The sequence below is a fragment of the Ensifer sp. Root278 genome, from assembly GCF_001429285.1.
In the GTDB taxonomy this organism is placed as follows: domain Bacteria; phylum Pseudomonadota; class Alphaproteobacteria; order Rhizobiales; family Rhizobiaceae; genus Ensifer.
Genome location: NZ_LMJJ01000044.1, coordinates 297,221 through 317,764 on the forward strand (window position 1 = coordinate 297,221; position 20,544 = coordinate 317,764).

Sequence of the window (20,544 nt, forward strand, 5' to 3'; positions counted from 1 at the left end):
CGGACCGCCGAAATGTTGGCGTGTTTTCGGCTCAGCCTGCACTTCAGGCAAGAAATAGCGTTTCGCCGCCGCTCTGTCCCGAACAAAAATCGTCTCCAAGGCATGTGGGGCTCAGCGACAAGGAGCGTTGCCGCGATGAAGGGCCGGGCAAGTCTTTTTCGCCCACAAGGAGATGCGTGCGTGTTTCCCGGCGCGTGCCGAGGAGTGAGTGATGAGTATTCAGTCTGCGAAATCCGAACATAAACTGGCTTGGGTTACCGGCGCGAGCGCGGGTATCGGGCGGGCGCTGGCGCTCAAGTTGGTGCGCGAAGGCTATTCGGTGGTCGTCACCGCCAGAAGTCACGAGAAGCTGGTGGACCTGCAGCATGAGGCGGCGGGTGACGGAAGGATCACGGTTCTCGACGGCGACGTCACCGACCCAAAGGACATGGAGCGCGTGTTGGCTGCGATCGAGTACGATCATGGCCATCTGTCATTGGTGATCCTCAATGCCGGAGTGGCCGTCCCGGTGCGAGGCGATGATCTCCATCGCGAAGCCTTCGAGAAGAGTTTCGCAGTCAATCTCAATGGGGTGGTCAACTGCCTGCTGCCGGCCGTCGCGCATATGAAGGCGCAGGGCTTCGGCCACATCGCCATCGTGTCTTCCGTCGCCGGCTATGGCGGATTGCCCACCAGCGCCGCCTACGGTGCCTCCAAGGCGGCGCTGATCAATATGGCCGAAAGCCTGAAGTTTGATCTCGATCGGATCGGCATCCGCCTGCAGATCATCTGCCCCGGCTTTGTCGATACGCCCGGCACCGCACGAATCCGCTTTCCGCGCCCGGCTCTCGTCAGCTCCGAACAGGCGGCGGATCGCATCATCGCGGGTTTGAAGTCCCGACGCTTCGAAATCACCTTTCCGCGGCATTTCACCTATGCGGTGAAGCTCATGCGTCTGCTGCCCTATAGCCTCTATTTCGCTCTTGTCAGGCGGCTGACGGGTGTCGTGACCGAGGCAAGAGAAGCGAAGAAGCACGCCGGCTCCGGCGAGCGTCGGCGTCAGGCCGTGTGAAGCACCAGCACGGCGCCGAAGATGAGGCCAAGCCCGACCCAGCCGATCGGCTTCAGTTTCTGTCCGAAGAGCAGCCGTCCGCAGATGGCCGTTCCGAAGATCCCGGTCGCGCCAAGCACGGCATAGGCGATAGCGAGTTCCATGCCCTTGATCGCCTCGGCAAGCAGCGCGAAGGCGGCAAGCACCAGCAGGATGGAGAGGGCGCCCCAGCCGCGGCGGGCAAACCCTTCCGATTTCGTCGAGGCGAGGTTGGCGGCGACATCGAGGATGCCTGCCATCACGGCCAAGGCGAAGTAGATGCTAGGCGCGCTCATTGGCTGCACCTTCCACCGCGGCTTCGTCCTCGTCGTGGCGCTCGCCGGCATTGACGAGCAATATGCCGACGATCGCCATCGAAAGCCCCAGCATTTCGCGTCCGGTCAACACATGGCCGAAGACGAAGACGGAAACCAGCGTGATGATTGCGACGCCAGAACCTTCCCATATCGCATAGGCGACACCAACGGAGATCGTCTTCACGGCCTTGGCCAGGAAGACGTAGGAAAGCGCGATCGAGACATACATGACGATGTGGCCGAGATAAGAGCCGCTCGAAGAGGCGGCTTTCATCACCGTCAGGCCCACCACTTCGGTCGCGATGGCGAGCGCGAGGAAAAACCATGCAAGGCGCATGCGGAACCTTCAAAAGAGAATTGGAACGACCGCCTCTTAAGCGCTACGCGTGACGCGGTAAAGACGCGCCATGCGCGTTCCTATTCGAAGACGATCTGGCGGACGTCGATGTTGCGGGCGCGAAAGCCGGCTTCGCAGTAATAGAAATAGAACTCCCACAGCCGCTTGAAGCGCAAGTCGAAGCCCAACGGCTCGATCCTGTTCCAGACCGACCAGAAGCGCTCGCGCCATTCGCCGAGTGTCCGGGCGTAATCGATGCCGAAGCCGAAATCGTTGATCATGCGCAGGCCGACATGGCCGCCAAGGTCGATGAGATGTTCGCGCGTAGGCAGCATTCCGCCCGGGAAAACGTATTTCTGGATGAAGTCCGGATTGGAGCGGTACTCCTCATAGGCTTCGGGCTTGATGGTGATGATCTGCAGGCCGGCCTTGCCGCCGGGCTTCAGGCATTGCTTGAGCTGCGAGAAATAGGTCGCCCAGAACTTTTCGCCGACCGCCTCGAACATTTCGATCGAGACGATGCGGTCATAGGTGCCTCTTTCCTCGCGGTAGTCCTGGAATTTCAGTTCGACGCGGTCGGCAAGGCCGGCCCGGTGGATGCGTTCGCGGGCGAAGGCCAGTTGCTCGCGGCTGATCGTCAACCCGGTCACCTTGCAGCCTATCTCGCTCGCTGCAAATTCCGCAAAGCCGCCCCAGCCGCAGCCGATCTCCAGCACGTGGTCGCCAGCGCGCAGGTTGGTGGCTTCCGCCAGTGCGCGATATTTGGCCGCCTGCGCGGAGCGGAGGTCGTTGGCGCCGGTGGCGTAGAGTGCGGACGAATAGGTCATGCTCGGATCCAGCCATTCGCTGTAGAAGGCGTTGCCGAGGTCGTAGTGAGCTGAGATGTTGCGGCGTGCGCCGGTTTTCGTATTCGCGTTGCGCCAGTGCAGGAACTTTTCGACAAGATGAAGCAGGCCACGCGCCCGGTTCGGGAAGTGCTTGCCGATCTCGGCATTGACGAGGAAGAGCTCGAGAAAAGCGCCGACATCGGGACTGTCCCAGTCGCCGTCGATATAGCTTTCGGCCGCCCCGATCGTGCCGCCTGTCACGGCGCGTTGCGGCAGGTTCCAGTTGTTCAAGGTGAGGATCGCGCTTGGGCCCGCTCTCTTGCCCCTCATCACCAGTTTGCGGCCATCCGGCACCGTGAGCATCAATGTCCCGGCCTGAAGATGCACGAGCGCGCTGAGCACCATGCGTGCCTTCAATGGGAAATCCCGCAGGACCATCGAGAGATTCTCGGCGGAAAGCTCCTGTGCGCCGTTGAACGCGGCGAGACTTGCTTCCAGCTCACGCATACACCACCCCCTCAGCTGTTGCATCCGTAAGGTGAGCCTAGCGGCAATCGCCCGAGACGCCAACCATGGATTTCTACCGGGGGCCTGTATCCGTTACGGTTCTCTCGGCGGGCTTGTGATCTCGCGGAACGCTGCAAGCGCCCGATCCCGCGCAAGGGCGTGGTCGACGATCGGCTTTGGATAGGTTGCGCCAAGCTCGATGCCGGCGCCCGAAAGCACGGCAGCCGGAGCCGCAAAGGGGCGATGGATGTAGCGTGGCTCCAGCCGACCAAGTTCCGGGACGAATCGCTTCACATAGGCTCCATCCGGGTCGAACTTTTCGCCCTGGAGAACAGGATTGAAGATCCGGAAGAACGGCGCCGCATCCGCGCCCGACCCCGCGACCCATTGCCAGCTTGCGGCGTTGTTGGCCGGATCCGCATCCACGAGGGTGTCGCGAAACCATTGCTCGCCTTTCCGCCAGTCGATCAGCAGGTCCTTGATGAGGAACGAGGCGGTGATCATGCGCACGCGATTGTGCATGTAGCCATGCCGCCAGAGCTGTCGCATGCCGGCGTCGACGATCGGGAAACCGGTCAAGCCCTTGGTCCAGCGGGAAAAATCGCCGTCATGGTCCAGCCAGCGGAAACGATCGAACCGGCGATCGAGATTGCGACGCGGGAGTTCGGGATAGTGAAACAACAGATGGTAGGAGAATTCGCGCCAGGCGATCTCCTTGCGAAAGGTGGCAACACCTTCACCGCCATCGGTCTCGATTCCCTGCGTCGCGTGCCAGACCTGCGCCGGCGAGATTTCTCCGAAGGCGAGGTGAGGAGAGAGCAGGGATGTGCCGTCAGCCTCTGGACGGTCCCGGCGCACTTTGTAGTCTGCAAGCTTTTCGTCGATAAATTCGTCGAGGCGAGTGGTCGCGCCTTTTTCCCCCGGCGCCCATATTTCGCTGAACGTCGCTGCCCAGTTCGGTTTCGTTGGCAGAAGCGACCACGCGTCAAGCTGTTCTGAAGGGGGCCAGCTTTCCGGCGTCGCGATCTTTTGCGGCTCGTCGATCGGTGGAGCCGGCTCAACCTTCGCTTCGAGCGCGCGCCAGAAAGGCGTGAACACGCGATAGGGCCCACCGGTCGTCGTCAACAAGCGCATGGGCTCGTGCAGCAATTGCCCGGCAAAGCTCTCGGCCGCGATGCCCTGAGCTGCGAGTGCTTTCTTCAGGGCCGTATCGGTGGCAATGCCACACGGGTCGTAGCGGCGATTCCAATGGACACGCTTCGCTCCCGATAGGCGCGACACTTCGCTGAGGACGTCCAGTGGGTCGCCGGAGCGGAGAATGAGTCGCGAGCCGATCCGGCCCAGTCGAGCCCCTAACGCTTCCAGCGAATGGTGCAGCCACCATTGCTGCGCCGTGCCCAGCGGACCGTTGCCGCTTTCGTTCGGCTCCCGGATATAGAGCGGAATGACGGCAGCCTCATTGGCCGCAGCCGCAAGGGCCCTGTTGTCGCCAAGGCGCAGGTCCTTGCGGAACCAGACGATGATGGGCGCCGCGTTTGTCATAGGTGCCGTCTAGGACTGGGATTGATCACCGGGGGAACTTAGGTGCAAAATGAAAAAGAGCCATTCGCATTTTCTGCAAATGGCTCTTTTTGAAACTGGCTCCCCGGGCCGGATTCGAACCGGCGACCTGTCGATTAACAGTCGAATGCTCTACCGCTGAGCTACCAGGGATCATCCGCGCCGCTGTTTCGCTGTGCGCTTCAGAAGTGAGGCTGCTAATACGCATGCTTTTCCGATTTGCCAAGCGGTTTTTTCAAAAAAAATGACAAGTTCGGTTGCGAGGCTGTGGAGAAGTCCCCAATTGTGGGAAAAGATGCCGGATAGGGAATGATGAATAAAAACAGGAAGCAGCCGCATTTCGGGATTGATCCGCAGACGCGTCAGATCGTGCTCGGGAAGTGGCGCATCACGCTGCCGGAATCGCCACTGCTGCGTATCCTGTTGGGCTCGCTTCTGGTGTTCTTTGGTTTTCTTGGCTTTCTGCCGGTGCTCGGCTTCTGGATGATACCGCTGGGCCTCATCGTGCTTTCGCACGATATCCCATCCGTCCGCCGTCGCCGGCGTCGCCTGGCTGTTTGGTGGGCGCGCTGGCGCGGACGAGCCGATTCTTCGAACGGCTCGTGAACCGGAGCTATTGCGGTCAAAGCACCCGCCCCGAAGCGGCTGAACCCTTTGTTGAGGGAGGCCGCCGAAAACTTTTCGGCAACCCATCAAACGCATAATGCAGTCGCGAATCAGGATGGGGACGCATGGCCAAAGCCACTACGAAACGTCGAAGCCGGAATTCCGGTCGGAGCAGGGGCAAACAAGGCGGTATGGCGCCGTGGTATCTGGCCGCCGCACTCACTGTCGGCGGCGTGGTCGCTTACGATCATCGCGCCGAACTGCAGCATTGGCCGGTGGTATCGGACGTGGTCGCGTTCACGTCCCGACACGAGTCGAGGCCGAAGCCCGTTCGTGTCGCGCAGAAATCGGACGCGCGTCCCGCGCAGCAGGCGGAGAAGCAGAAGCCGAATCCGATGACAAGAGTTGCCCTCGCCGCTCCGGTGCCGTCCGTCGACGTCGGCGCCAAGGCGCCGACACCCGTGGTGCGGCCCAATGAGGAAGTGAAGACGGCATCCGTTCGCACGGATCAGTTTTATTTCTGCGGGATTCGCAACGACAACTGCGTGATCGACGGCGCCACCTTCCTGTACCATGGCGAAACGATCCGCGTGGCAGACGTCGATGCGCCGCGTATTCGCCAGGCAAGCTGCGACAAGGAACGTTCGCGCGGCTTCTATGCCAAGCAGCGCCTGCGCGAGCTGCTGAACGCGGGTGACTTCAAGCTGGAAACGGCGAGCGGTCGTCAGGATGCCAAGGCCGGTGAAAAGCTGCGGCTGGTTACCCGCGGCGACCAGTCCATCGGGCGCGTGCTCGTATCCGAGGGGCTGGTGCGGCCGTGGACAGGACACGCGACGCCCTGGTGTTGAGGCCACCCCAGATGCGATCGGCGGAGGTTCGCGATCGCTCTGTGGAAAGTATCCGTCTTACAAATCGACGACGCGTTTTTCGGAAAATGCCTCTTGCGGTTTTTCTGCAATCATTCTAAATCCGCGCCAACGCTCGGTTATCCGAGCTGTGAGGCCTCGTGGCGGAGTGGTGACGCAGAGGACTGCAAATCCTTGTACCCCGGTTCAATTCCGGGCGAGGCCTCCAAACATTTTCACCAACGAAATCAACACGTTGTAGCGATGTCGAGGCGGGGAAATCCCCGCTTCCATGTCGCGTCATGTTGCAAGCCAGTACGATTGATTTCAAATGGTTTTCTGCGACACTCGGCTACTCCACGCGACATGAAACGCGACATAGAGGGCTTGGGAAATGGCAGGCGAGCATCTGAAGACCTTGGACTCGGCACTGGAGAAAGCGCGAGAGCATCGAAGGGCTCTAGCTGCTAAATTGGCTGGCGATTATAACCGGGGCCAAACTGAGAGTTGGCGCGACCAGTTTGTGCAGACTCAGCAAGCAATAGATGCCTTGCTCCGGGCGATCGAAGACGAAAAGGCCCTCCAGCCCAAATAAGGCCGCTTCGGCGCCGTTAAGCATCTGACGAATCAGGTAGCCGCCGGCAGAAACCCGCTGACCAACTGCGCGTGCGTAAAATCTGGATCTCCATCCTCGCCGCCGACGAAGACGAAGCAAGCCATCATGTATTCGGCCTTGAGGTGGATTCCCTCGATCGTGACCGACCGGTAGGCACACAGCGCCTCACCGGATCGCATCATCTCGGCGACGACGTCATCGGGCACGTCGCCGCCTGGCAGGCCGTAGTAGCGCGCCATAGCGGTCCTGTGGGCGTCTATGAGGCTTTGGACTGTTTGGACGTCGGACATCTCTTAGCCCCCCGCAGGAAAGCCAGCGCTGGCTAGGACCGCCTTAGCGCGCTCGCTTGGAGGCTGCTGCCTGCATGTCTGGTTGTATACGTCCCGTCCACCGCTCCGGTGGGCGACAAAGCTGTCCATCACGTCGACGCCAAGCTCTTCCGCGACTGCGCAGTGCTCTGCCCAGAGGAAGGCGTAATAGTGCTCAAGCTCTTTGCGGGTCGGCGGCGTGAGAACGCTCGCAGTGTCAGCGGCTGGCGCCGGCAAGGGAATCGCCGTCACGCCGCCGGCCGTACCTGCAAGGCCGCCCAAAAGGGTTCTTCTGCTGATCGCGGTCATTGGTGGGACTCCTTCAGCGCGAGGGAGATCAGATCGTTGGCCTTACGGACTTCCTGGGAGAGCGTGTAGGCCAGATGCGAGATCGCGTTGATTTCGGTTTCGTCGCATCCGGTGGTGCCCTCTGCCGCCATGATCAGCGCCTGGGCAAGGTTTCGGGTGCCACAGAGGCGATCAACGGCTTCGACAAGTCTGTCTCTAGGCAAGCCTTCGGCGACTGCCTGAATCGATCGAGCAAGCATCGTAGTCACTCCAAATGGTGATATTTACACCATTAACGATAATATCATCGCCGATTTGCTGTCAACAGGAAATGGTGATAAAAACACCACATGAAGCCAAATCAATGTCGAATGGGGCGTGCAGCCCTCAATTGGAGCACCCAGGAACTCGCACAAAAGGCGGGCGTGGGAGCAAACACGGTCAACCGCTTCGAGTCCGGTCAGGATGCTCGCGTGAGCAGCGTCGACAAGATGAGGAACGCGATGGAAGAGGCCGGCGTCGTTTTCATCGCCGATGGCGAGGCATCCGCTGCCGGCGGCCCTGGAGTGAGACTGGGAAGATGAAAAGACTTCTTGCACTGCTCGCTGTGGTCAGCCTGCCGATTATTGCGCAGGCCAGCACTAAAGAACTCGACATTGCTGCAATGCAGGCGACCCGCTTCGGCCTAAAACCCATGCCTGCAGCGGATCGGCAAGCACTGGCGGAGGCTGCACTAGCCTATTGGAAAAGTTTCGATAGCCGCATTCCGCGAAACTCACCCCAGACACTGGAGTGGCTGAGGGGCGAAATGAATACGACGGATGGGACACGCATCTCGAAGGTAACGGGTTCGCCTGAATATGCAGTGATGCATCTTGCCGACATTTCCGAGAATTGCGTCTCTCTCTTCGAGAGCTTGACAAAGAGCATCGCGGGCGATCGTCTGACCGAGATGTATCTGTGGACGAAGACCCTATCTTGCCACAAGTCGCCAGACGACTTGCTGGTGTATTTGCAAAGGGCAGGGCTTTCGAACGGTCGATATGATGGTGAGTTCCAACTTCAACACTTTGGCTTCTATCACAGCACCGTGACCGGCCACATCGCCAATGCGCTCATCTCGGAGCCGGTCCAATAACCGACTTTTGGGATTTGATTAAATTTCAACCAAACCTATATTGAAGGCATACGGTCCCTCTCGCCTGCTGACCACGGATGTACTGGCAGCGGCGGGAGGCGATCACGAAAGGTCGGGTTATCCGGCCTTTTTTGTTGCAGTGAGTAGATCCCCCTGCTTTGCTTGCGGCGTCTGCCTTACGACTGGCAGACGATCTTTGCGACCTGTTCGCGATCCTCCTTGGACCACTGCTCCGGCTTTTCACCGTGAGCGGTCGCGCCGTGAAGCTCGATGTGCTTCCAAAGCTCGGCTTCAGTCTCGGCCGTGAATGATCCTGGACAGGCTTCCATACCGGGGAAGTCCTTGCACCGGTAAGTGTATGGCATCGCGTTCACCCTCCCATTTTTCCCTCGCAGGATATCATGTGGGAGTTTGAGCGCCGCCCTCAAAATCCCCGTGCAGGAGGCGGATTTTCGCCGTCCAGCATGGCGCCCGGTGTCTGACATAGGCTGTCCGTTGCCCGAGCATTTTCCTGCTGTAGGAGAGCCCAAAGCGCCCGACCGCGCCCTGGCGCAAATGCGTTCAAAGGATTTGGCAATGAGCTAGGGGAGGAGTATAATCCCTCTTGCCGGTAGCGTCTGGCTCGCGTCAAGTGACGACAAAGCTTGATTTGCGGTATCTCCAATGGGTTTCAAGAGGCTCATCGGAGGAACCAGAACCACCCGCTACCGGTTCTCGGAAGGTCGGGTTTAGCCCGGCCTTTTTTGTTGCCTATATTTTACCATTGACTAATACGTGCGCTGTGCGAACCTAAGACCCTCGGTTGTAGGGCGTGGGGGGACACCATGAGGCCTTTAACTGCATGCATTGCCGCGACCTGTGTCTTTGCACTGGCGACATCAGCCAAGGCCGACACTAATGAGTTCTGCACCAATGTTGGTGAACTCGCCCGAGTCATCATGACAAAACGTCAAGCCGATTTTCCGATGTCCACGTTGATGCAAAGCATTGACGGTGTCGATGAAGCAACGAGACCTCTCGCCCGCCTGCTAATCATCATGGCCTATCAGAAGCCCGATTTTTCAGTCGAGGAAAACCAGCAAGAGGCGGTTGCCGAATTCCGTAACCAGGCGGAACTGTCTTGTTACCAAAACAAGCGCTAGGGGCCCAAGCCGCCGATCGCTCAAAAGCAGGGAAATCTGCAGTTGGTTTGAGGGGACCAGATTTACGCGAACCATCCCAGTTAAGGCGCCGTGCTTTAGTGCTCGGCCCACTTCTGCTTTTACTTCCAAAAGACGCTGAGGCGCGCCGTCGTAGCGGGCGATGGGGAGGCGGTGGCGGAGGTCGTTCGCCCTTCGCGCTGCTCATAGGTGGCGTGGTAGTTTGCGCGATACTTGTCGCCAATTCCGTGTTTGATAAAAGCCTGCCTTCAAAAGGGACAGGCAAGCTTCAAGCGTCGCCTGAGGCTGTGGGGAGGTCCACCAAATTCAATTCGACCAAACGCACGGCGGCGCCGAGAAGCGGTTTATCGCCCTGGGTGTTTGTGTTGCCTCTAGCTGGCGTCGTGATAGGTGGAGCCTACGGCTGGGCAACCGTGCCGCCGGAAGATACCATTTCCGCATCCTTCCCCATATGCACATCGAGCGTGCGAACAACGTGCGTCGTGGACGGTGATACGTTCTGGCTCGAAGGCACCAAGTACCGCATCGCGGACATAGACACGCCCGAGATCAGCGAGCCGCGTTGCGCCGAGGAGAAGGCGCTGGGTGAGCAAGCCAAGTTCCGTCTACAGTCGCTTCTGAATGCCGGCGCCTTCGGTCTCAAGGCCGGCTTGCGTGACGAGGACAAATACGGCCGGAAACTGCGCGAAGTCTACCGCGGCGGTCAATCGCTCGGCTCTCAACTCGTCGACGAGGGGCTGGCGCACCGTTGGATTGGGTTCAAACAGTCCTGATGCGGATAAGTATGGGGGAAAGATAATGGCAATCGAGTGGGAAAAGGGCAGACACGCAAAGGTGAGACGCGGACGAGTGGGCAATGAGATTGTGGCTGAAGTCCATACTCTTGGCACTCACAAGCACACGAAAATCAATAATGATGTTTACTCGGTTACAGTCCTAGCAAGGGAACTCTCGAAGCGCTTTCGGGGCGTCGATGAGGCAAAGGCCGCCGCTGAGGTTGAGTATAACAATCTGATCAACCGCTCATAGGTTCGGGTTGCCCGCCATCGATCGCTATTGCCGGTCTGCCTCTTTCGCTGCGCGCATGAACCGCAGTGCTGCATGGTAGGAGATCCCGCTCTTCTCGTTGATCCACGGCTGAAAATGGCCTGTGGGGAGCCTCTTTTTGATGGCGAGGAGTTCCCGGCCAAGTTCGATCATCCTTTCCTTCGATACACGCTCATTGCGCCTGGGGATGCGCCGACGGGCTTGCTCTGGCTGGACAGCGGGAATGGGCGGCTCTGTTAGGCGATATGAAGCCGCGATTGCCTCTCGTTGCTTTCTCAACTGGCAACCTCTTGAACTGCCGGATCGTCATGCCGAGGCCGAATGCTGCCGGCGCAATGGCCTTGTTGTGGCCAGGAGGCATCGCCCTGATCCGATCGTACTGCCACATATTCGGCAGTCGCATGATCCCGACGTCTTCGATTTCGATTTCTGTCAGTGGGGCGCTCATGGGCGTCACCGTTCCAGCATGGCTTGTCTGACGGCGTTACGGAACTGATCGGCCATAGCTCGCCGAGACAGGTCGTTGCCGACATTACCGCCGTTGAAGTGGTTGACGATCTGGATCGGATGTTCAGACCGCGCAGCCGACGCCGCTGCCCCGCGCTGATCGGAGACGTTGGTATCGTCGACGATGATCACTCTTTCCCGACGGCGCTTGAAAAACTCGATTCGTTGATCTTCGCCGGCCATGATCTGACCGCCGTGGCAAAGCCCGCATGCTTCTTCAGACGGTCAAGGAGCGAAGGGCCGCCCGAGCCGCTGATGGCACCGAGTGCCCGGCTCAGAGCCTCTGTCGGGCCACCGCTGAGACCGCGCAAGGCTTCCGTGTTGCCGTTCATCAGCGCATCGGCGACGGGATCATATCGGTCACCGCCGCGGCCGGCGTTGTTCCGCGCAGCGTTGAAGTAATAGGGCGCGAACGGGTCCAAATGGCTCTGGCCTTCCGAACCCGAAGAGCCGCTGTAGGAGCTGCCAGAGGAGTACGAAGAACGCGAACCACCACCAGAGGAGGAGGAACTGACGCCGTAGGATTCGAGCTTCTTCAGCATGGCAAGGATCTGATTGTTGTCGTCGTCATTTGTCTCCCAGAAACGGGTGTGAATGCGCAGCTCGGCCATGATGTTGTACGTGTTGTCTTCGATCAGGGAGAGCATGTCTCGGCCACCGGAGAGGATCGACGCCGTGCTGTTCGCGTTGGTGACGTTGCCTGCGCCGGACATTTTCAGGAGTTCCGGGCCCTGTTCGCCGACGAGGTACAGATCGCCGCCCGAGACCGGACCACCCGCTGCGCGTTTGCCCTGTAGTTCGAGCATGGTCTGAATGTCGGACTGGTCGACAAGATAGCCTTGCGTACGGACGGCAGGGCCATTGCCAGACGATACGCCGATGGTCTTGCCGCCAAGGCTGTAGGACTGACAGCTCATATCAGCCTCGCCGCCGTGGACCCTGACACCCGTAGTGCCGCCGCCAGAGGCCGGTACTTCGTATTGCTGGATGCCGATAGAGACGATCTTGTTCGGGATGTTCATGATCGACTGAGAAAGGGATTTGATGCCACCTTCCAGGCGTCTCACTTCCATGTAGCCGGCAACCATGGAGTTGATGAGCCGATCGACGGCCACGGTATCGCCGCCCAAGGCCATGAGGCTCTGACGCGCAAGCTCGATGGACTCGTGCGCCATCGCCGCAGTCGTGCCGCCCTTTCCGATAGCAGTCATAACCTTCTCGATGCTCGTGGCGGCGTTGTCGATCGCTTTAGCCCCTGCTGCATCACTCAGCAGACCACCGAAGATTTCCGACGACGGAATATCAGAGGCGGCCCTGAGCGCGACGTTGATATCCTTCAACTCCTTTTCCATGGTGCGGAGATTGGTGCTCGACTGCTGCAACGCCGAAAGCTGCTGCATCTGAGCCATCGCCAAGCTTTGGGTGACGTCCACCACGCCGGTATTTGCCGCCTGGGCAGCGGTTGCTATGCCGGTGATGGCGGCTGAGAGATCGTTTGCGCTAGCCGTGGAACCGGAGAGCAAGCGGGTAAAGGCCGCCGCGGACCGCCGCGGCCGAAGCGCGAACGCTGAGATCGTGGCGACCTTGGAAGAAGCCTATCCTGACCCTTTCGCACGCGAACTCCGCTTCATGGATGAGATTGATGAGCTGGCAAAAAAGCTGGAGCGCATCCGTGCAGGCCTGTTAGCTGAAGAAATTGCCAAAGGCAGCCAAGAGGCGAATGACCCTGACAGCCGAGCCGACGACGCTGATGGTCCTTTGAAGAAGCCGGAAAAGTGAGCCGCGATGTCCGTCCGCAAGCGCACAAGGACGACCGCTAAGGGCGAAGAGAAGACCGCCTGGATCGTTGATTATGTCGACGCCAAGGGAATACGGCGCCAGAAGACCTTCAAGCTTAAGAAGCAGGCCGACGCGTTCGCCGCTACGGCCTCTGTCGAGGTCCGAGAGGGAACGCACGTCGCCGATCGGGACACCGTGACGGTGGAGAAATCCGGCTCGCTCTGGATCTCATCTGGCGAGAGTTCAGGCTTGGAGCGCTCGACGACAAACCAGCGCAAGAACCACCTCGAGAACCATATCAAGCCGCTGATCGGCAGCACGCTCTTGTCGAAGCTGACGTTGCCGGCCGTGCGCGACTTCGAGGACCGGCTACGCAAGGAAGGCCGCTCGCCGGCCATGACAAAGAAAATCATCACCTCGCTCGGCTCCATCCTTGCCGATGCGAACGAGCGAGGGCTGGCGACACGCAATCCGGTGCGGGACATGCGCGGCGGCCGGAAAGGCCGCGAGAGACGTGCAGAGAGGCGCCAGAAGGGCCGCTTGGAGATTGGCGTCGACATACCTAGCCGAGACGAGATCAAGGCGCTAATAGCCGCCCTGGACGCGCATCAGGTCGCCTTCAATAAACAGAGCCTCGCCGCCGCAAGCGGTGGCGAGGCTCTGTCGGATGCCAAGTTTCCCTCGGAATCAGTGGTAGCGGCGGATCAGCCCGACGAGCTTGCCCTGGATCTTCACCCGATCGGGCCCAAAAATCCTTGTTTCGTAGGCAGGGTTCGCGGCTTCGAGCGCGATCGATGCGCCCTTGCGCCGGAAGCGCTTCAGCGTCGCTTCCTCATCATCCACGAGCGCCACGATGATATCGCCGGGATTGGCCGTATTGCCATTGCGGATAATCACGGTGTCGCCGTCGAAGATGCCGGCTTCGATCATCGAGTCGCCCTTGACTTCGAGAGCGTAGTGTTCGCCGTTGCCGATCATGTCGAGCGGAACGGTAATGTCGTGCGTGTTGTTCTGGATGGCCGAGATCGGCACACCGGCAGCGATGCGGCCCATGACCGGCACGGAAACCGATGTGTTGTCGGCCACGGGCGTGGGCTTCGGCGGTGCGGCCGCTGGCGCCTTGCCGAGGCTGCCCTCGATCACGCTGGGCGAGAAGCCGCGGCGGGGCTGCTGCTGGCTGGACGCGTAGGCTTCCGGAAGCTTGATGACCTCGAGCGCGCGAGCCCGGTTCGGCAGACGGCGAATGAACCCGCGTTCTTCGAGTGCCGTGATCAGACGGTGAATGCCGGACTTCGACGCCAGGTCGAGCGCATCCTTCATTTCATCGAATGATGGTGGGACGCCCGACTCCTTCATGCGTTCGTGAATGAAGAGAAGCAATTCCTGTTGCTTGCGGGTCAGCATGGCACGTCGCTCCCAGAGGCGTGAAACAAATCAAGAACAGACACTATCTGTTCCATATGTGTTCCGCAAGTGCCTAAAATTCCGTGAATTCAGACAATTGGCGCGTCTGTGCGTGTCGATTGGTCACTTTTACGGGAGCAGAGCGGATTTGGGCGATGATCGTGCCCAAACGGAGGGCGGCGGCGGAGCGCATTGCGCGACGGCACGGCGATTCGAACGAATCGCGAGCGTTTTTGTGCAAAGAGGCTAGGCGGGCTGCGTGGCGGCGCAGGCGTCTTCGAATTCCTTCACCGTCTCGGCGCTGTTGTCTTCTGGAAGTACGGCATCCGCCGCATCGGTCGCGACCGGCCTGTCGCCATCATAGACGAACGACTGGATGTAGAACGCGATCGCACCCTTCCACACCTTGCGTCCATCGATCTGATGGCACGGCACGGCGCTCTCGAAATCGGTCTGAAGTTCGTCCACCGTGGCAGCGCTGAGCTTGACGTCAGGCATATTAGGCGATGCGACTATCGAAGCGAGAAGCAGGGCGGCAAGCACGGTGATCGTCCACTTTGATGCAAGGGTGGGACTACGGGGCGGTTAACGATGTGAACCGCGCTTTCGTTCCGAAGTCCAGCAAGCTTGGCGATCACTGCCATATGTTCAACAGCTCTTTGAGTGCAGGCTGTGGCCGTTTTGCGCCAGGGGCACGCAGCGGCAAAGCCGCCTCAGCCCGGCGCGCCGGCCGCGTCGCAATCGCTTCGGTTGCGCCAGGTCGCGGCCTCGCTGCCGGCGTGCACAAATCCGTGTTGTGAAGATGTCTCCGTCTCGACAGGTTGCAAGGGCGATCCCTGGAGTGCGGCGGCCACCGCCGCCGGCGACGAGACCGGCGAGTTCCTCTTCGTGAACGTCACCGATGCGGAATTCCTGACGGGGTTCGTGCGCAAAAGGACGTTGGCGGAAGAACTCCTCAAATGCCAGCGGGCCGTGGATGAGATCATCGCCGGCGAGGGCCGCAAATCCAAGGAGAAGAAGGCCGATCCGTTCAACGCGCCGAGCGGGAGCGCTCAGCGCGTGATCCGTTCAGCCTCTAACCCGCGGCTTGAGTGAAAGGCGGAGGGCCCAGTCGTCGTCTGCCCGAGGCGAACCACACGGCGCTGACGCCTGCCGACAAGCGCTCGTTAAAATGAAGCACCGCCAGGGATGGCGGTCCATCGTCGGACTATATTTCTTGGGAAAATGGCGGACAGGGTGGGATTCGAACCCACGGTACGGTTTCCCGTACGCTGGTTTTCAAGACCAGAGCCTTAAACCACTCGGCCACCTGTCCTTGCCTGAGCTCGCAGTCAACTGCTTACCGGGCACGGCGTTATTGCGCGAAGCCCCGTCGCTTTGCAAGATTTAACATGCGTCGCTGAAAGATTTTCTCGATGGCCGGACTGGAGCGTGCGGGCACGCTTTGCCGGTAACCATCTGTAAACCATAACGCATGAAATCCGGCGCTGATCTGTGGATGAGTTCGCATTTTCGCCTTGTTGCTGTCATGTTTAATCGACTGTTCCGTTTCGGGACGCCGAGATTTCCGCTGGGGGCACGAGCGGAAGGTTTCGAGTACGGCTTATTCGATCGATGTTGTGGGACAGATGACATCCAGTAAAAATGCGGCATATCTGGTCAAGGGACTGCGCCTTGCGGCAATTCCTGCGCTGTGCGTAACGCTCGCGGCCTGCGGATCCACGTCGAGCATCAAAAAGAAGCCGCGGAGCAAGGAATACTTCGCCGAATCCGTTTACGGCGTGAAGGCGAGCCCGCGCGTTGCCACCGGTAACAACATCCCCAAGGGCGGCGGACGCTATCAGGTCGGCAAGGCCTATCAGGTCAAGGGCAAGTGGTATCAGCCGAGGGAAGACTTCGGCTACAACAAGACCGGTACGGCTTCCTGGTACGGCTCGGCCTTTCATGGTCGCCTGACCGCCAACGGCGAGGTCTATGACAAGGCCCATCTGTCGGCCGCCCATCCGACGTTCCCGCTGCCGAGCTACGCGCGCGTCACCAACATGGAAAACGGTACGTCCGTCATTGTGCGCGTCAACGATCGCGGCCCCTATGAATTCGGCCGGATCATCGACGTTTCCTCGAAGACGGCCGACATGCTCGATATCAAGCGCAAGGGCAGCGCGCAGGTGCGCGTGCAATATGTCGGCCGCGCGCCGCTTGAAGGCAACGACATGCCCTATCTGATGGCGTCCTACGTTCAGAAGGGCGAACGTGGCCCGAGCGTGATGCCGGAAGGCCAGATCGAGACCGGCGTAATGGTCGCCTCGAACGAGCCGTTCCGCAAACAGAGCCATGGCACGATCACCGTCCCCGCAAAGGCCTCGCTCGATGTTGGCGAACCGGTGACGGCGCTCGCAGCTCCCGTGCCGCAGTTCGCCCAGCCGCAATCGCTGAACGAGTTCGTGATGCTGCCGGAAATCGGCCCGATCCCGCGTGAGCGGCCCGAGTTCATCCCGATGCCCGACGGCAACATGGCCTATGCTGCAGCTTACGTCGAAGTCCGCGTCAGCGATGCCGAGTCGCCGTTTGAAGCAATTATGGTCGACCGGAAGCAGCTTACCCCCCAAGTGATTGTCGATTACGCCGAGCGCCAGAAAGCAAGCGGCTCTGTCCGTTAACCGCAGGCGGCGTTGTGCCAAAATGACCACGCTGCTATGCCCAAGGGGAAACCGGAGTTTCCCATGCGCATGAAGATGTTTTCGGCGGTGTTTTTCGGCGTTGCGCTGTTTACAGGCGCCGTATTCGCGCAGACACCGGCGCCCGCTTTCGATACCAAGGCAAAGCAGATCCTGCTTGTCGATGCCGAAACCGGCACCGTGCTTTTCTCACGCGCCGAAAATCAACCGATACCGCCTGCATCGCTCGCCAAATTGATGACGATGGAGGTCGTGGCCGAGGCTCTCGGCAAGGGCGAGCTTTCCGCCGAAACCACCTTCGAGGTGTCCGAGCACGCCTGGCGCACCGGCGGTGCGCCCGCCGGCACCTCGACGATGTTTGCCGCATTGAAATCCCGCATCCGCGTCGCCGACCTCCTGCAGGGTGTGGCGGTCCAGCTTGCCAACGATGCCTGCATTATCCTTGCTGAAGGCATGACCGGGAATGAGGGCGCTTTTGCCGAGCGGATGACGGCGCGCGCGCGCGAGCTTGGCATGCCGGTTGCGACGTTCCGCAATGCCACTGGGCTCCCGGATCCCGGCAACCAGATCACGATGAGCGAACTGGTAACGCTCATTCGGCACCTCCACGAGGCACATCCCGATCTCTACAGGCTCTATTCGCAGCCGGAGTTCGAATGGAACAAGATCCTGCAACGCAATAAGAGCCCGCTGATCGCGGCCAATATCGGTGTGGACGGCCTGGCGACCGGCTTTGCCGAAGGCTTCGGTTTCTCCCTGGCCGCTTCGCTGCAGCGCGGCGACCGCCGGGTCTATCTCGCCATGGGCGGTCTCGAAACCGACAAGGAGCGCATCGAGGAGAGCCGCAAGGTGCTCGATTGGGCAATGACCGCCTTCGAGAAGAAGCGGATTTTTGCCGACGGGGAGGCGATTGGCGAAGCGGCCGTCTATGGCGGCGATGCCGCCCACGTCGCCTTGGTTGCCGGCGGTCCGGTCGACGTGCTTTTGCCGGTCGACAATCCGGAACGGCTGACGGCGCGGATCGTCTATAAGTGGCCCTTGCGGGCGCCGGTGACTGCGGGGACGGAAGTCGGCGTCGTCAAATTGTGGAACGGCGAGAAGCTGCTGCGCGAAGTGCCGGTCAAGACCGCCAACGCCGTCGGGCAGGGCACGCTGACCAGCCGTGCTCTCGATGCGCTGCAGGAACTGCTGTTTTTCTGGATTTAGCCGCAGCTGGTTGCGGCGAGGGCGGTTCCTGCCAATTCATCGCCACCTGACGGTTTCACACGGCGGACCAATCGGTTAAACAGGGCCAGAGCGGAATGAGGAAAGTGTGCGCGGTTTTCTGCCCGCGTTCCGCTCTAGCTTATTAGAACAGGTCACGATGATTTCAGGTCGATTCGACCTGAAATCATCGTGACCTGGGTCGCATGCCGATATGGGAACGCATGGTGTCGCTGAAAAAAGGTCTGTTCGTAACATTCGAAGGTGGGGAAGGTGCCGGCAAGTCGACGCAGCTTCGTCTTCTTGCCGAATCCCTGCGCGGGCGCGGCTACGAGGTGCTGACGACACGCGAGCCTGGCGGTTCAGCCGGCGCCGAAGCGGTGCGCCACGTGCTTCTTTCGGGAGCCGCGGAGGCCTTCGGGGTCAGGATGGAGGCGATCCTCTTTGCAGCGGCCCGGAGCGATCATGTCGAAGAGGTCATCCGGCCGGCGCTCGACAAGGGTACGATCGTGCTGTGCGACCGTTTCATGGATTCTTCGCGCGTCTATCAGGGCATCACCGGCAACCTGGAGCAAAGCTTCGTCGAAAGTCTGGAGCGTGTGGCGATCAACGGTGTCGTGCCGGATCGGACCGTGATTTTCGATCTGCCGGCGAGCATCGGCCTCGAGCGGGCGCAACGCCGCGCCGGGGACGACAATCCTGATCGTTTCGAGAAGGAGCAGCTGGAGACGCATGAGAAACGGCGGGACGCCTTTCTCGATATCGCCAGGCGCGATTCCGAGCGATGCCGGGTCGTCGATGCGACGCAGCCTGTCGAGGCCATCGCCACCGAGGTGCTTTCCCTCGTCGAGGCCCTCCTGCCGCATGGCGACGGCACCGACACGTCGACCGAGGAAGTCGTGTCATGAGCGCGGAAAGAGGCGGCGTCCTGGATGGCGCCATCGCGCCCGCCGAGAACAATCGACTGTTCGGCCACGAACAGGCGGAAAGCTTCCTGGCGCAGAGCTATCGCTCCGGCAAGGGACACCACGCGATCCTGATCGAAGGGCCGGAGGGGATTGGTAAGGCGACGCTTGCCTTTCGCTTTGCGCATCACATCCTGAAACATCCGGAACCCGCGGAAGCGCCTGAAGCGATTTCCGATCCCGATCCGGCTTCCGCCATCGGGCGGCAGCTCGCCTCGGGCGCCTCGCACAATCTCTTGCACCTGAGCCGCCCGATCGATGAGAAGACGGGCAGGGCGAAGGGCGCGATCACCGTTGACGAGGTCCGACGCGCCGGCAAGTTCTTCAGCCAGACGTCAGGTACGGGCAACTGGCGCATCGTCATTATCGACCCGGCGGACGACCTCAACCGGAATGCGGCCAATGCCATCCTGAAGATCCTCGAGGAGCCGCCGCGCCGCTCGCTCTTCCTGGTGCTGACGCATGCGCCCGGAAAACTGTTGCCGACGATCCGCTCGCGCTGCCTGCCGCTGCGGCTGAAGCCGCTCGACGTCGCGCCGCTCAGTCAGGCTCTGGCGCATCTCGGTTTCGATCTCGAAGGCGAGAACGCCGAGCGCATCGTCGCGGCCGCCAATGGCAGCGTCGCCGAAGCGCTGAAGCTCATCAATTATGGCGGACTGGAAATTGCCGCGACATTCGAAGGAATCCTCGCAGGGCAGGGCCCGGCGGTCCGCAAGGACATGCACAAGCTGGCCGACGTGCTCTCGGGCAAGGACAGTGAAACGATCTTCGAATTCTTCCAGGCTCTCGCAAGTGACCGCATCATGCGCGACGCGCGGGAGGCCGCGATTGCGGGAGACATCGTGCGCGCCGAGCGCTTCGCGCGGCTTTCGGCTTCCGTGACCGAGCGGCTGACCGTCAGCGACGCCTACAATCTCGACCGCAAGCAGACCATCCTGTCGCTGCTCGACGATTTGAAAGCGGCGCTATAGCGCCGCCTGGAAGCGCCACTTGCGCTCGATTGCCGCCTGCAGGTCGAGCTTGTGGTGGTGGGCGAAAAGCAGCACATGCCCGAGCAGGTCGGCGGTCTCGTCGGCCATCAGGGACCTGAGTTCGTCCGTTGATTTCCCGTTGCGTCGGCCGCGGCCGCTGAGCTTGTTCCAGACCTGCGTCAACTCCCCCAATTCCTCCTGCATCTTCAGGATGAACCAGTCGGGGTCGCGCTCGATTCCGTGCGCGCCGGCATAGCCGGCGGAGGCGGTTTCAAATTGGCTGCCAAGTCGCTCCAGCATGATTCACCCTCTTTCGTTTGTTTCTGTTTTGTTCTAGGTCGCGCATGCGGATTATGCAAGGCTGGCAGCGCCAGCGGCGACCTCTCCGACCGGGCTTTTCACGGATCGCATG

At 60.5% G+C, this 20,544-nt stretch carries 28 protein-coding genes and 3 tRNA genes; 14 read left to right on the forward strand and 17 right to left on the reverse strand.

What is annotated here, in order from left to right:
• Positions 1-211: 211 nt before the first annotated feature.
• Positions 212-1,051, forward strand: a complete 840-nt coding sequence (locus ASE60_RS33090) for an SDR family NAD(P)-dependent oxidoreductase (RefSeq protein WP_057255990.1) — start codon at positions 212-214, stop codon at positions 1,049-1,051.
• Here ASE60_RS33090 and ASE60_RS33095 read toward each other — a convergent pair.
• The 5 genes from ASE60_RS33095 to ASE60_RS33115 form a co-directional block, all read right to left on the reverse strand.
• Complete coding sequence (locus ASE60_RS33095; RefSeq protein WP_057255992.1) at positions 1,039-1,365, reverse strand: SMR family transporter; 327 nt, start codon at positions 1,363-1,365, stop codon at positions 1,039-1,041. The two genes, ASE60_RS33090 and ASE60_RS33095, sit on opposite strands and share 13 nt — an antisense overlap.
• Positions 1,352-1,723, reverse strand: coding sequence for an SMR family transporter (locus ASE60_RS33100; protein ID WP_057255994.1), 372 nt, complete (start codon positions 1,721-1,723; stop codon positions 1,352-1,354). Before ASE60_RS33100 ends, ASE60_RS33095 begins: the two co-directional genes overlap by 14 nt.
• Before the next feature lie 80 nt (positions 1,724-1,803).
• Positions 1,804-3,057 (reverse strand): cyclopropane-fatty-acyl-phospholipid synthase family protein, encoded by a 1,254-nt coding sequence (locus tag ASE60_RS33105; RefSeq protein WP_156414771.1) that lies wholly within the window; start codon positions 3,055-3,057, stop codon positions 1,804-1,806.
• A gap of 93 nt (positions 3,058-3,150) precedes the next feature.
• On the reverse strand, positions 3,151-4,599 hold the full coding sequence (locus tag ASE60_RS33110) for a deoxyribodipyrimidine photo-lyase (RefSeq protein WP_057255997.1): 1,449 nt from the start codon (positions 4,597-4,599) through the stop codon (positions 3,151-3,153).
• Positions 4,600-4,695: 96 nt separating this feature from the next.
• Positions 4,696-4,770, reverse strand: a tRNA-Asn gene (locus tag ASE60_RS33115).
• A 159-nt stretch (positions 4,771-4,929) separates the two neighbouring features.
• On the opposite strand from ASE60_RS33115, the gene ASE60_RS35970 reads away from it, so the two are divergent.
• From ASE60_RS35970 to ASE60_RS33130, 3 genes are all read left to right on the forward strand, one after another.
• The gene (locus tag ASE60_RS35970) at positions 4,930-5,223 is read left to right on the forward strand and encodes a hypothetical protein (protein WP_057256100.1); all 294 of its coding nucleotides are present in this window, start codon (positions 4,930-4,932) and stop codon (positions 5,221-5,223) included.
• Between the two features lie 125 nt (positions 5,224-5,348).
• Positions 5,349-6,071, forward strand: coding sequence for a thermonuclease family protein (locus tag ASE60_RS33125; RefSeq protein ID WP_057256000.1), 723 nt, complete (start codon positions 5,349-5,351; stop codon positions 6,069-6,071).
• Positions 6,072-6,223: 152 nt separating this feature from the next.
• Positions 6,224-6,297 (forward strand) — tRNA-Cys (locus ASE60_RS33130).
• A gap of 398 nt (positions 6,298-6,695) precedes the next feature.
• On the opposite strand, the gene ASE60_RS33140 is transcribed toward ASE60_RS33130, so the two are convergent.
• The 3 genes from ASE60_RS33140 to ASE60_RS33150 are packed head-to-tail and all read right to left on the reverse strand — an operon-like array spanning position 6,696 to position 7,540.
• Positions 6,696-6,923, reverse strand: coding sequence for a hypothetical protein (locus ASE60_RS33140; protein ID WP_156414772.1), 228 nt, complete (start codon positions 6,921-6,923; stop codon positions 6,696-6,698).
• A gap of 54 nt (positions 6,924-6,977) precedes the next feature.
• On the reverse strand, positions 6,978-7,301 hold the full coding sequence (locus ASE60_RS33145) for a hypothetical protein (protein ID WP_057256006.1): 324 nt from the start codon (positions 7,299-7,301) through the stop codon (positions 6,978-6,980).
• A complete protein-coding gene (locus tag ASE60_RS33150; RefSeq protein ID WP_057256008.1) occupies positions 7,298-7,540 on the reverse strand; it encodes a hypothetical protein in 243 nt (80 codons plus the stop codon). The genes ASE60_RS33145 and ASE60_RS33150 overlap by 4 nt, the downstream gene beginning before the upstream one ends.
• Positions 7,541-7,651: 111 nt before the next feature.
• Here ASE60_RS33150 and ASE60_RS36265 point away from each other — a divergent pair, with 111 nt between their 5' ends.
• The gene (locus tag ASE60_RS36265; RefSeq protein ID WP_246806143.1) at positions 7,652-7,864 is read left to right on the forward strand and encodes a helix-turn-helix domain-containing protein; all 213 of its coding nucleotides are present in this window, start codon (positions 7,652-7,654) and stop codon (positions 7,862-7,864) included.
• On the forward strand, positions 7,861-8,418 hold the full coding sequence (locus ASE60_RS33160) for a hypothetical protein (protein WP_057256012.1): 558 nt from the start codon (positions 7,861-7,863) through the stop codon (positions 8,416-8,418). The genes ASE60_RS36265 and ASE60_RS33160 overlap by 4 nt, the downstream gene beginning before the upstream one ends.
• A 176-nt stretch (positions 8,419-8,594) precedes the next feature.
• Here ASE60_RS33160 and ASE60_RS33165 read toward each other — a convergent pair whose 3' ends face one another.
• Positions 8,595-8,783, reverse strand: a complete 189-nt coding sequence (locus ASE60_RS33165) for a DUF1059 domain-containing protein (protein WP_057256013.1) — start codon at positions 8,781-8,783, stop codon at positions 8,595-8,597.
• 459 nt (positions 8,784-9,242) lie between these two features.
• Between ASE60_RS33165 and ASE60_RS33170 the strand changes: the two genes are divergently transcribed.
• Together ASE60_RS33170 and ASE60_RS33175 are read left to right on the forward strand one after the other, a co-directional pair.
• Positions 9,243-9,560 carry a hypothetical protein gene (locus ASE60_RS33170; RefSeq protein WP_057256016.1) on the forward strand — a complete coding sequence of 106 codons (318 nt, stop codon included), beginning with the start codon at positions 9,243-9,245 and terminating at the stop codon, positions 9,558-9,560.
• A gap of 500 nt (positions 9,561-10,060) precedes the next feature.
• A complete protein-coding gene (locus ASE60_RS33175) occupies positions 10,061-10,351 on the forward strand; it encodes a thermonuclease family protein (protein WP_309140584.1) in 291 nt (96 codons plus the stop codon).
• A gap of 280 nt (positions 10,352-10,631) precedes the next feature.
• Here ASE60_RS33175 and ASE60_RS34985 read toward each other — a convergent pair whose 3' ends face one another.
• From ASE60_RS34985 to ASE60_RS33195, 3 genes are all read right to left on the reverse strand, one after another.
• Positions 10,632-10,778, reverse strand: a complete 147-nt coding sequence (locus tag ASE60_RS34985; RefSeq protein ID WP_113737528.1) for a DUF3102 domain-containing protein — start codon at positions 10,776-10,778, stop codon at positions 10,632-10,634.
• 300 nt (positions 10,779-11,078) lie between these two features.
• Positions 11,079-11,264 (reverse strand): hypothetical protein, encoded by a 186-nt coding sequence (locus ASE60_RS33190; protein ID WP_057256022.1) that lies wholly within the window; start codon positions 11,262-11,264, stop codon positions 11,079-11,081.
• Entirely contained in the window at positions 11,261-12,532 is a 1,272-nt protein-coding gene (locus tag ASE60_RS33195) for a hypothetical protein (protein WP_156414774.1), read from the reverse strand. The genes ASE60_RS33190 and ASE60_RS33195 overlap by 4 nt, the downstream gene beginning before the upstream one ends.
• A 22-nt stretch (positions 12,533-12,554) precedes the next feature.
• Here ASE60_RS33195 and ASE60_RS33200 point away from each other — a divergent pair, with 22 nt between their 5' ends.
• Positions 12,555-12,911: a hypothetical protein gene (locus ASE60_RS33200; RefSeq protein ID WP_156414775.1), complete on the forward strand. Its 357-nt coding sequence runs from the start codon at positions 12,555-12,557 to the stop codon at positions 12,909-12,911.
• Between the two features lie 71 nt (positions 12,912-12,982).
• Here ASE60_RS33200 and ASE60_RS36270 read toward each other — a convergent pair whose 3' ends face one another.
• From ASE60_RS36270 to ASE60_RS33215, 3 genes are all read right to left on the reverse strand, one after another.
• Positions 12,983-13,396: a hypothetical protein gene (locus ASE60_RS36270; protein ID WP_156414776.1), complete on the reverse strand. Its 414-nt coding sequence runs from the start codon at positions 13,394-13,396 to the stop codon at positions 12,983-12,985.
• A gap of 202 nt (positions 13,397-13,598) precedes the next feature.
• The gene (gene lexA, locus ASE60_RS33210) at positions 13,599-14,315 is read right to left on the reverse strand and encodes a transcriptional repressor LexA (RefSeq protein ID WP_057256031.1); all 717 of its coding nucleotides are present in this window, start codon (positions 14,313-14,315) and stop codon (positions 13,599-13,601) included.
• A gap of 246 nt (positions 14,316-14,561) precedes the next feature.
• Positions 14,562-14,813 (reverse strand): hypothetical protein, encoded by a 252-nt coding sequence (locus ASE60_RS33215; protein WP_057256033.1) that lies wholly within the window; start codon positions 14,811-14,813, stop codon positions 14,562-14,564.
• A 174-nt stretch (positions 14,814-14,987) separates the two neighbouring features.
• Between ASE60_RS33215 and ASE60_RS33220 the strand changes: the two genes are divergently transcribed.
• Positions 14,988-15,410: a hypothetical protein gene (locus tag ASE60_RS33220; RefSeq protein WP_057256035.1), complete on the forward strand. Its 423-nt coding sequence runs from the start codon at positions 14,988-14,990 to the stop codon at positions 15,408-15,410.
• 130 nt (positions 15,411-15,540) lie between these two features.
• Here ASE60_RS33220 and ASE60_RS33225 read toward each other — a convergent pair.
• Positions 15,541-15,630: transfer RNA gene (locus ASE60_RS33225), tRNA-Ser, on the reverse strand.
• Positions 15,631-15,943: 313 nt separating this feature from the next.
• Here ASE60_RS33225 and ASE60_RS33230 point away from each other — a divergent pair.
• The 4 genes from ASE60_RS33230 to ASE60_RS33245 all read left to right on the forward strand — a co-directional run bounded on the left by ASE60_RS33230 (position 15,944) and on the right by ASE60_RS33245 (position 20,132).
• Entirely contained in the window at positions 15,944-16,975 is a 1,032-nt protein-coding gene (locus ASE60_RS33230) for a septal ring lytic transglycosylase RlpA family protein (protein WP_057256104.1), read from the forward strand.
• Positions 16,976-17,038: 63 nt separating this feature from the next.
• Complete coding sequence (locus ASE60_RS33235; RefSeq protein WP_057256037.1) at positions 17,039-18,199, forward strand: D-alanyl-D-alanine carboxypeptidase family protein; 1,161 nt, start codon at positions 17,039-17,041, stop codon at positions 18,197-18,199.
• Positions 18,200-18,420: 221 nt separating this feature from the next.
• The gene (gene tmk, locus ASE60_RS33240; RefSeq protein ID WP_244495754.1) at positions 18,421-19,104 is read left to right on the forward strand and encodes a dTMP kinase; all 684 of its coding nucleotides are present in this window, start codon (positions 18,421-18,423) and stop codon (positions 19,102-19,104) included.
• Entirely contained in the window at positions 19,101-20,132 is a 1,032-nt protein-coding gene (locus ASE60_RS33245) for a DNA polymerase III subunit delta' (RefSeq protein WP_057256041.1), read from the forward strand. Before tmk ends, ASE60_RS33245 begins: the two co-directional genes overlap by 4 nt.
• Here the strand turns inward: ASE60_RS33245 and ASE60_RS33250 are convergent.
• On the reverse strand, positions 20,127-20,432 hold the full coding sequence (locus ASE60_RS33250; RefSeq protein WP_057256043.1) for a hypothetical protein: 306 nt from the start codon (positions 20,430-20,432) through the stop codon (positions 20,127-20,129). The genes ASE60_RS33245 and ASE60_RS33250 overlap by 6 nt on opposite strands.
• Between the last annotated feature and the right edge of the window lie 112 nt (positions 20,433-20,544).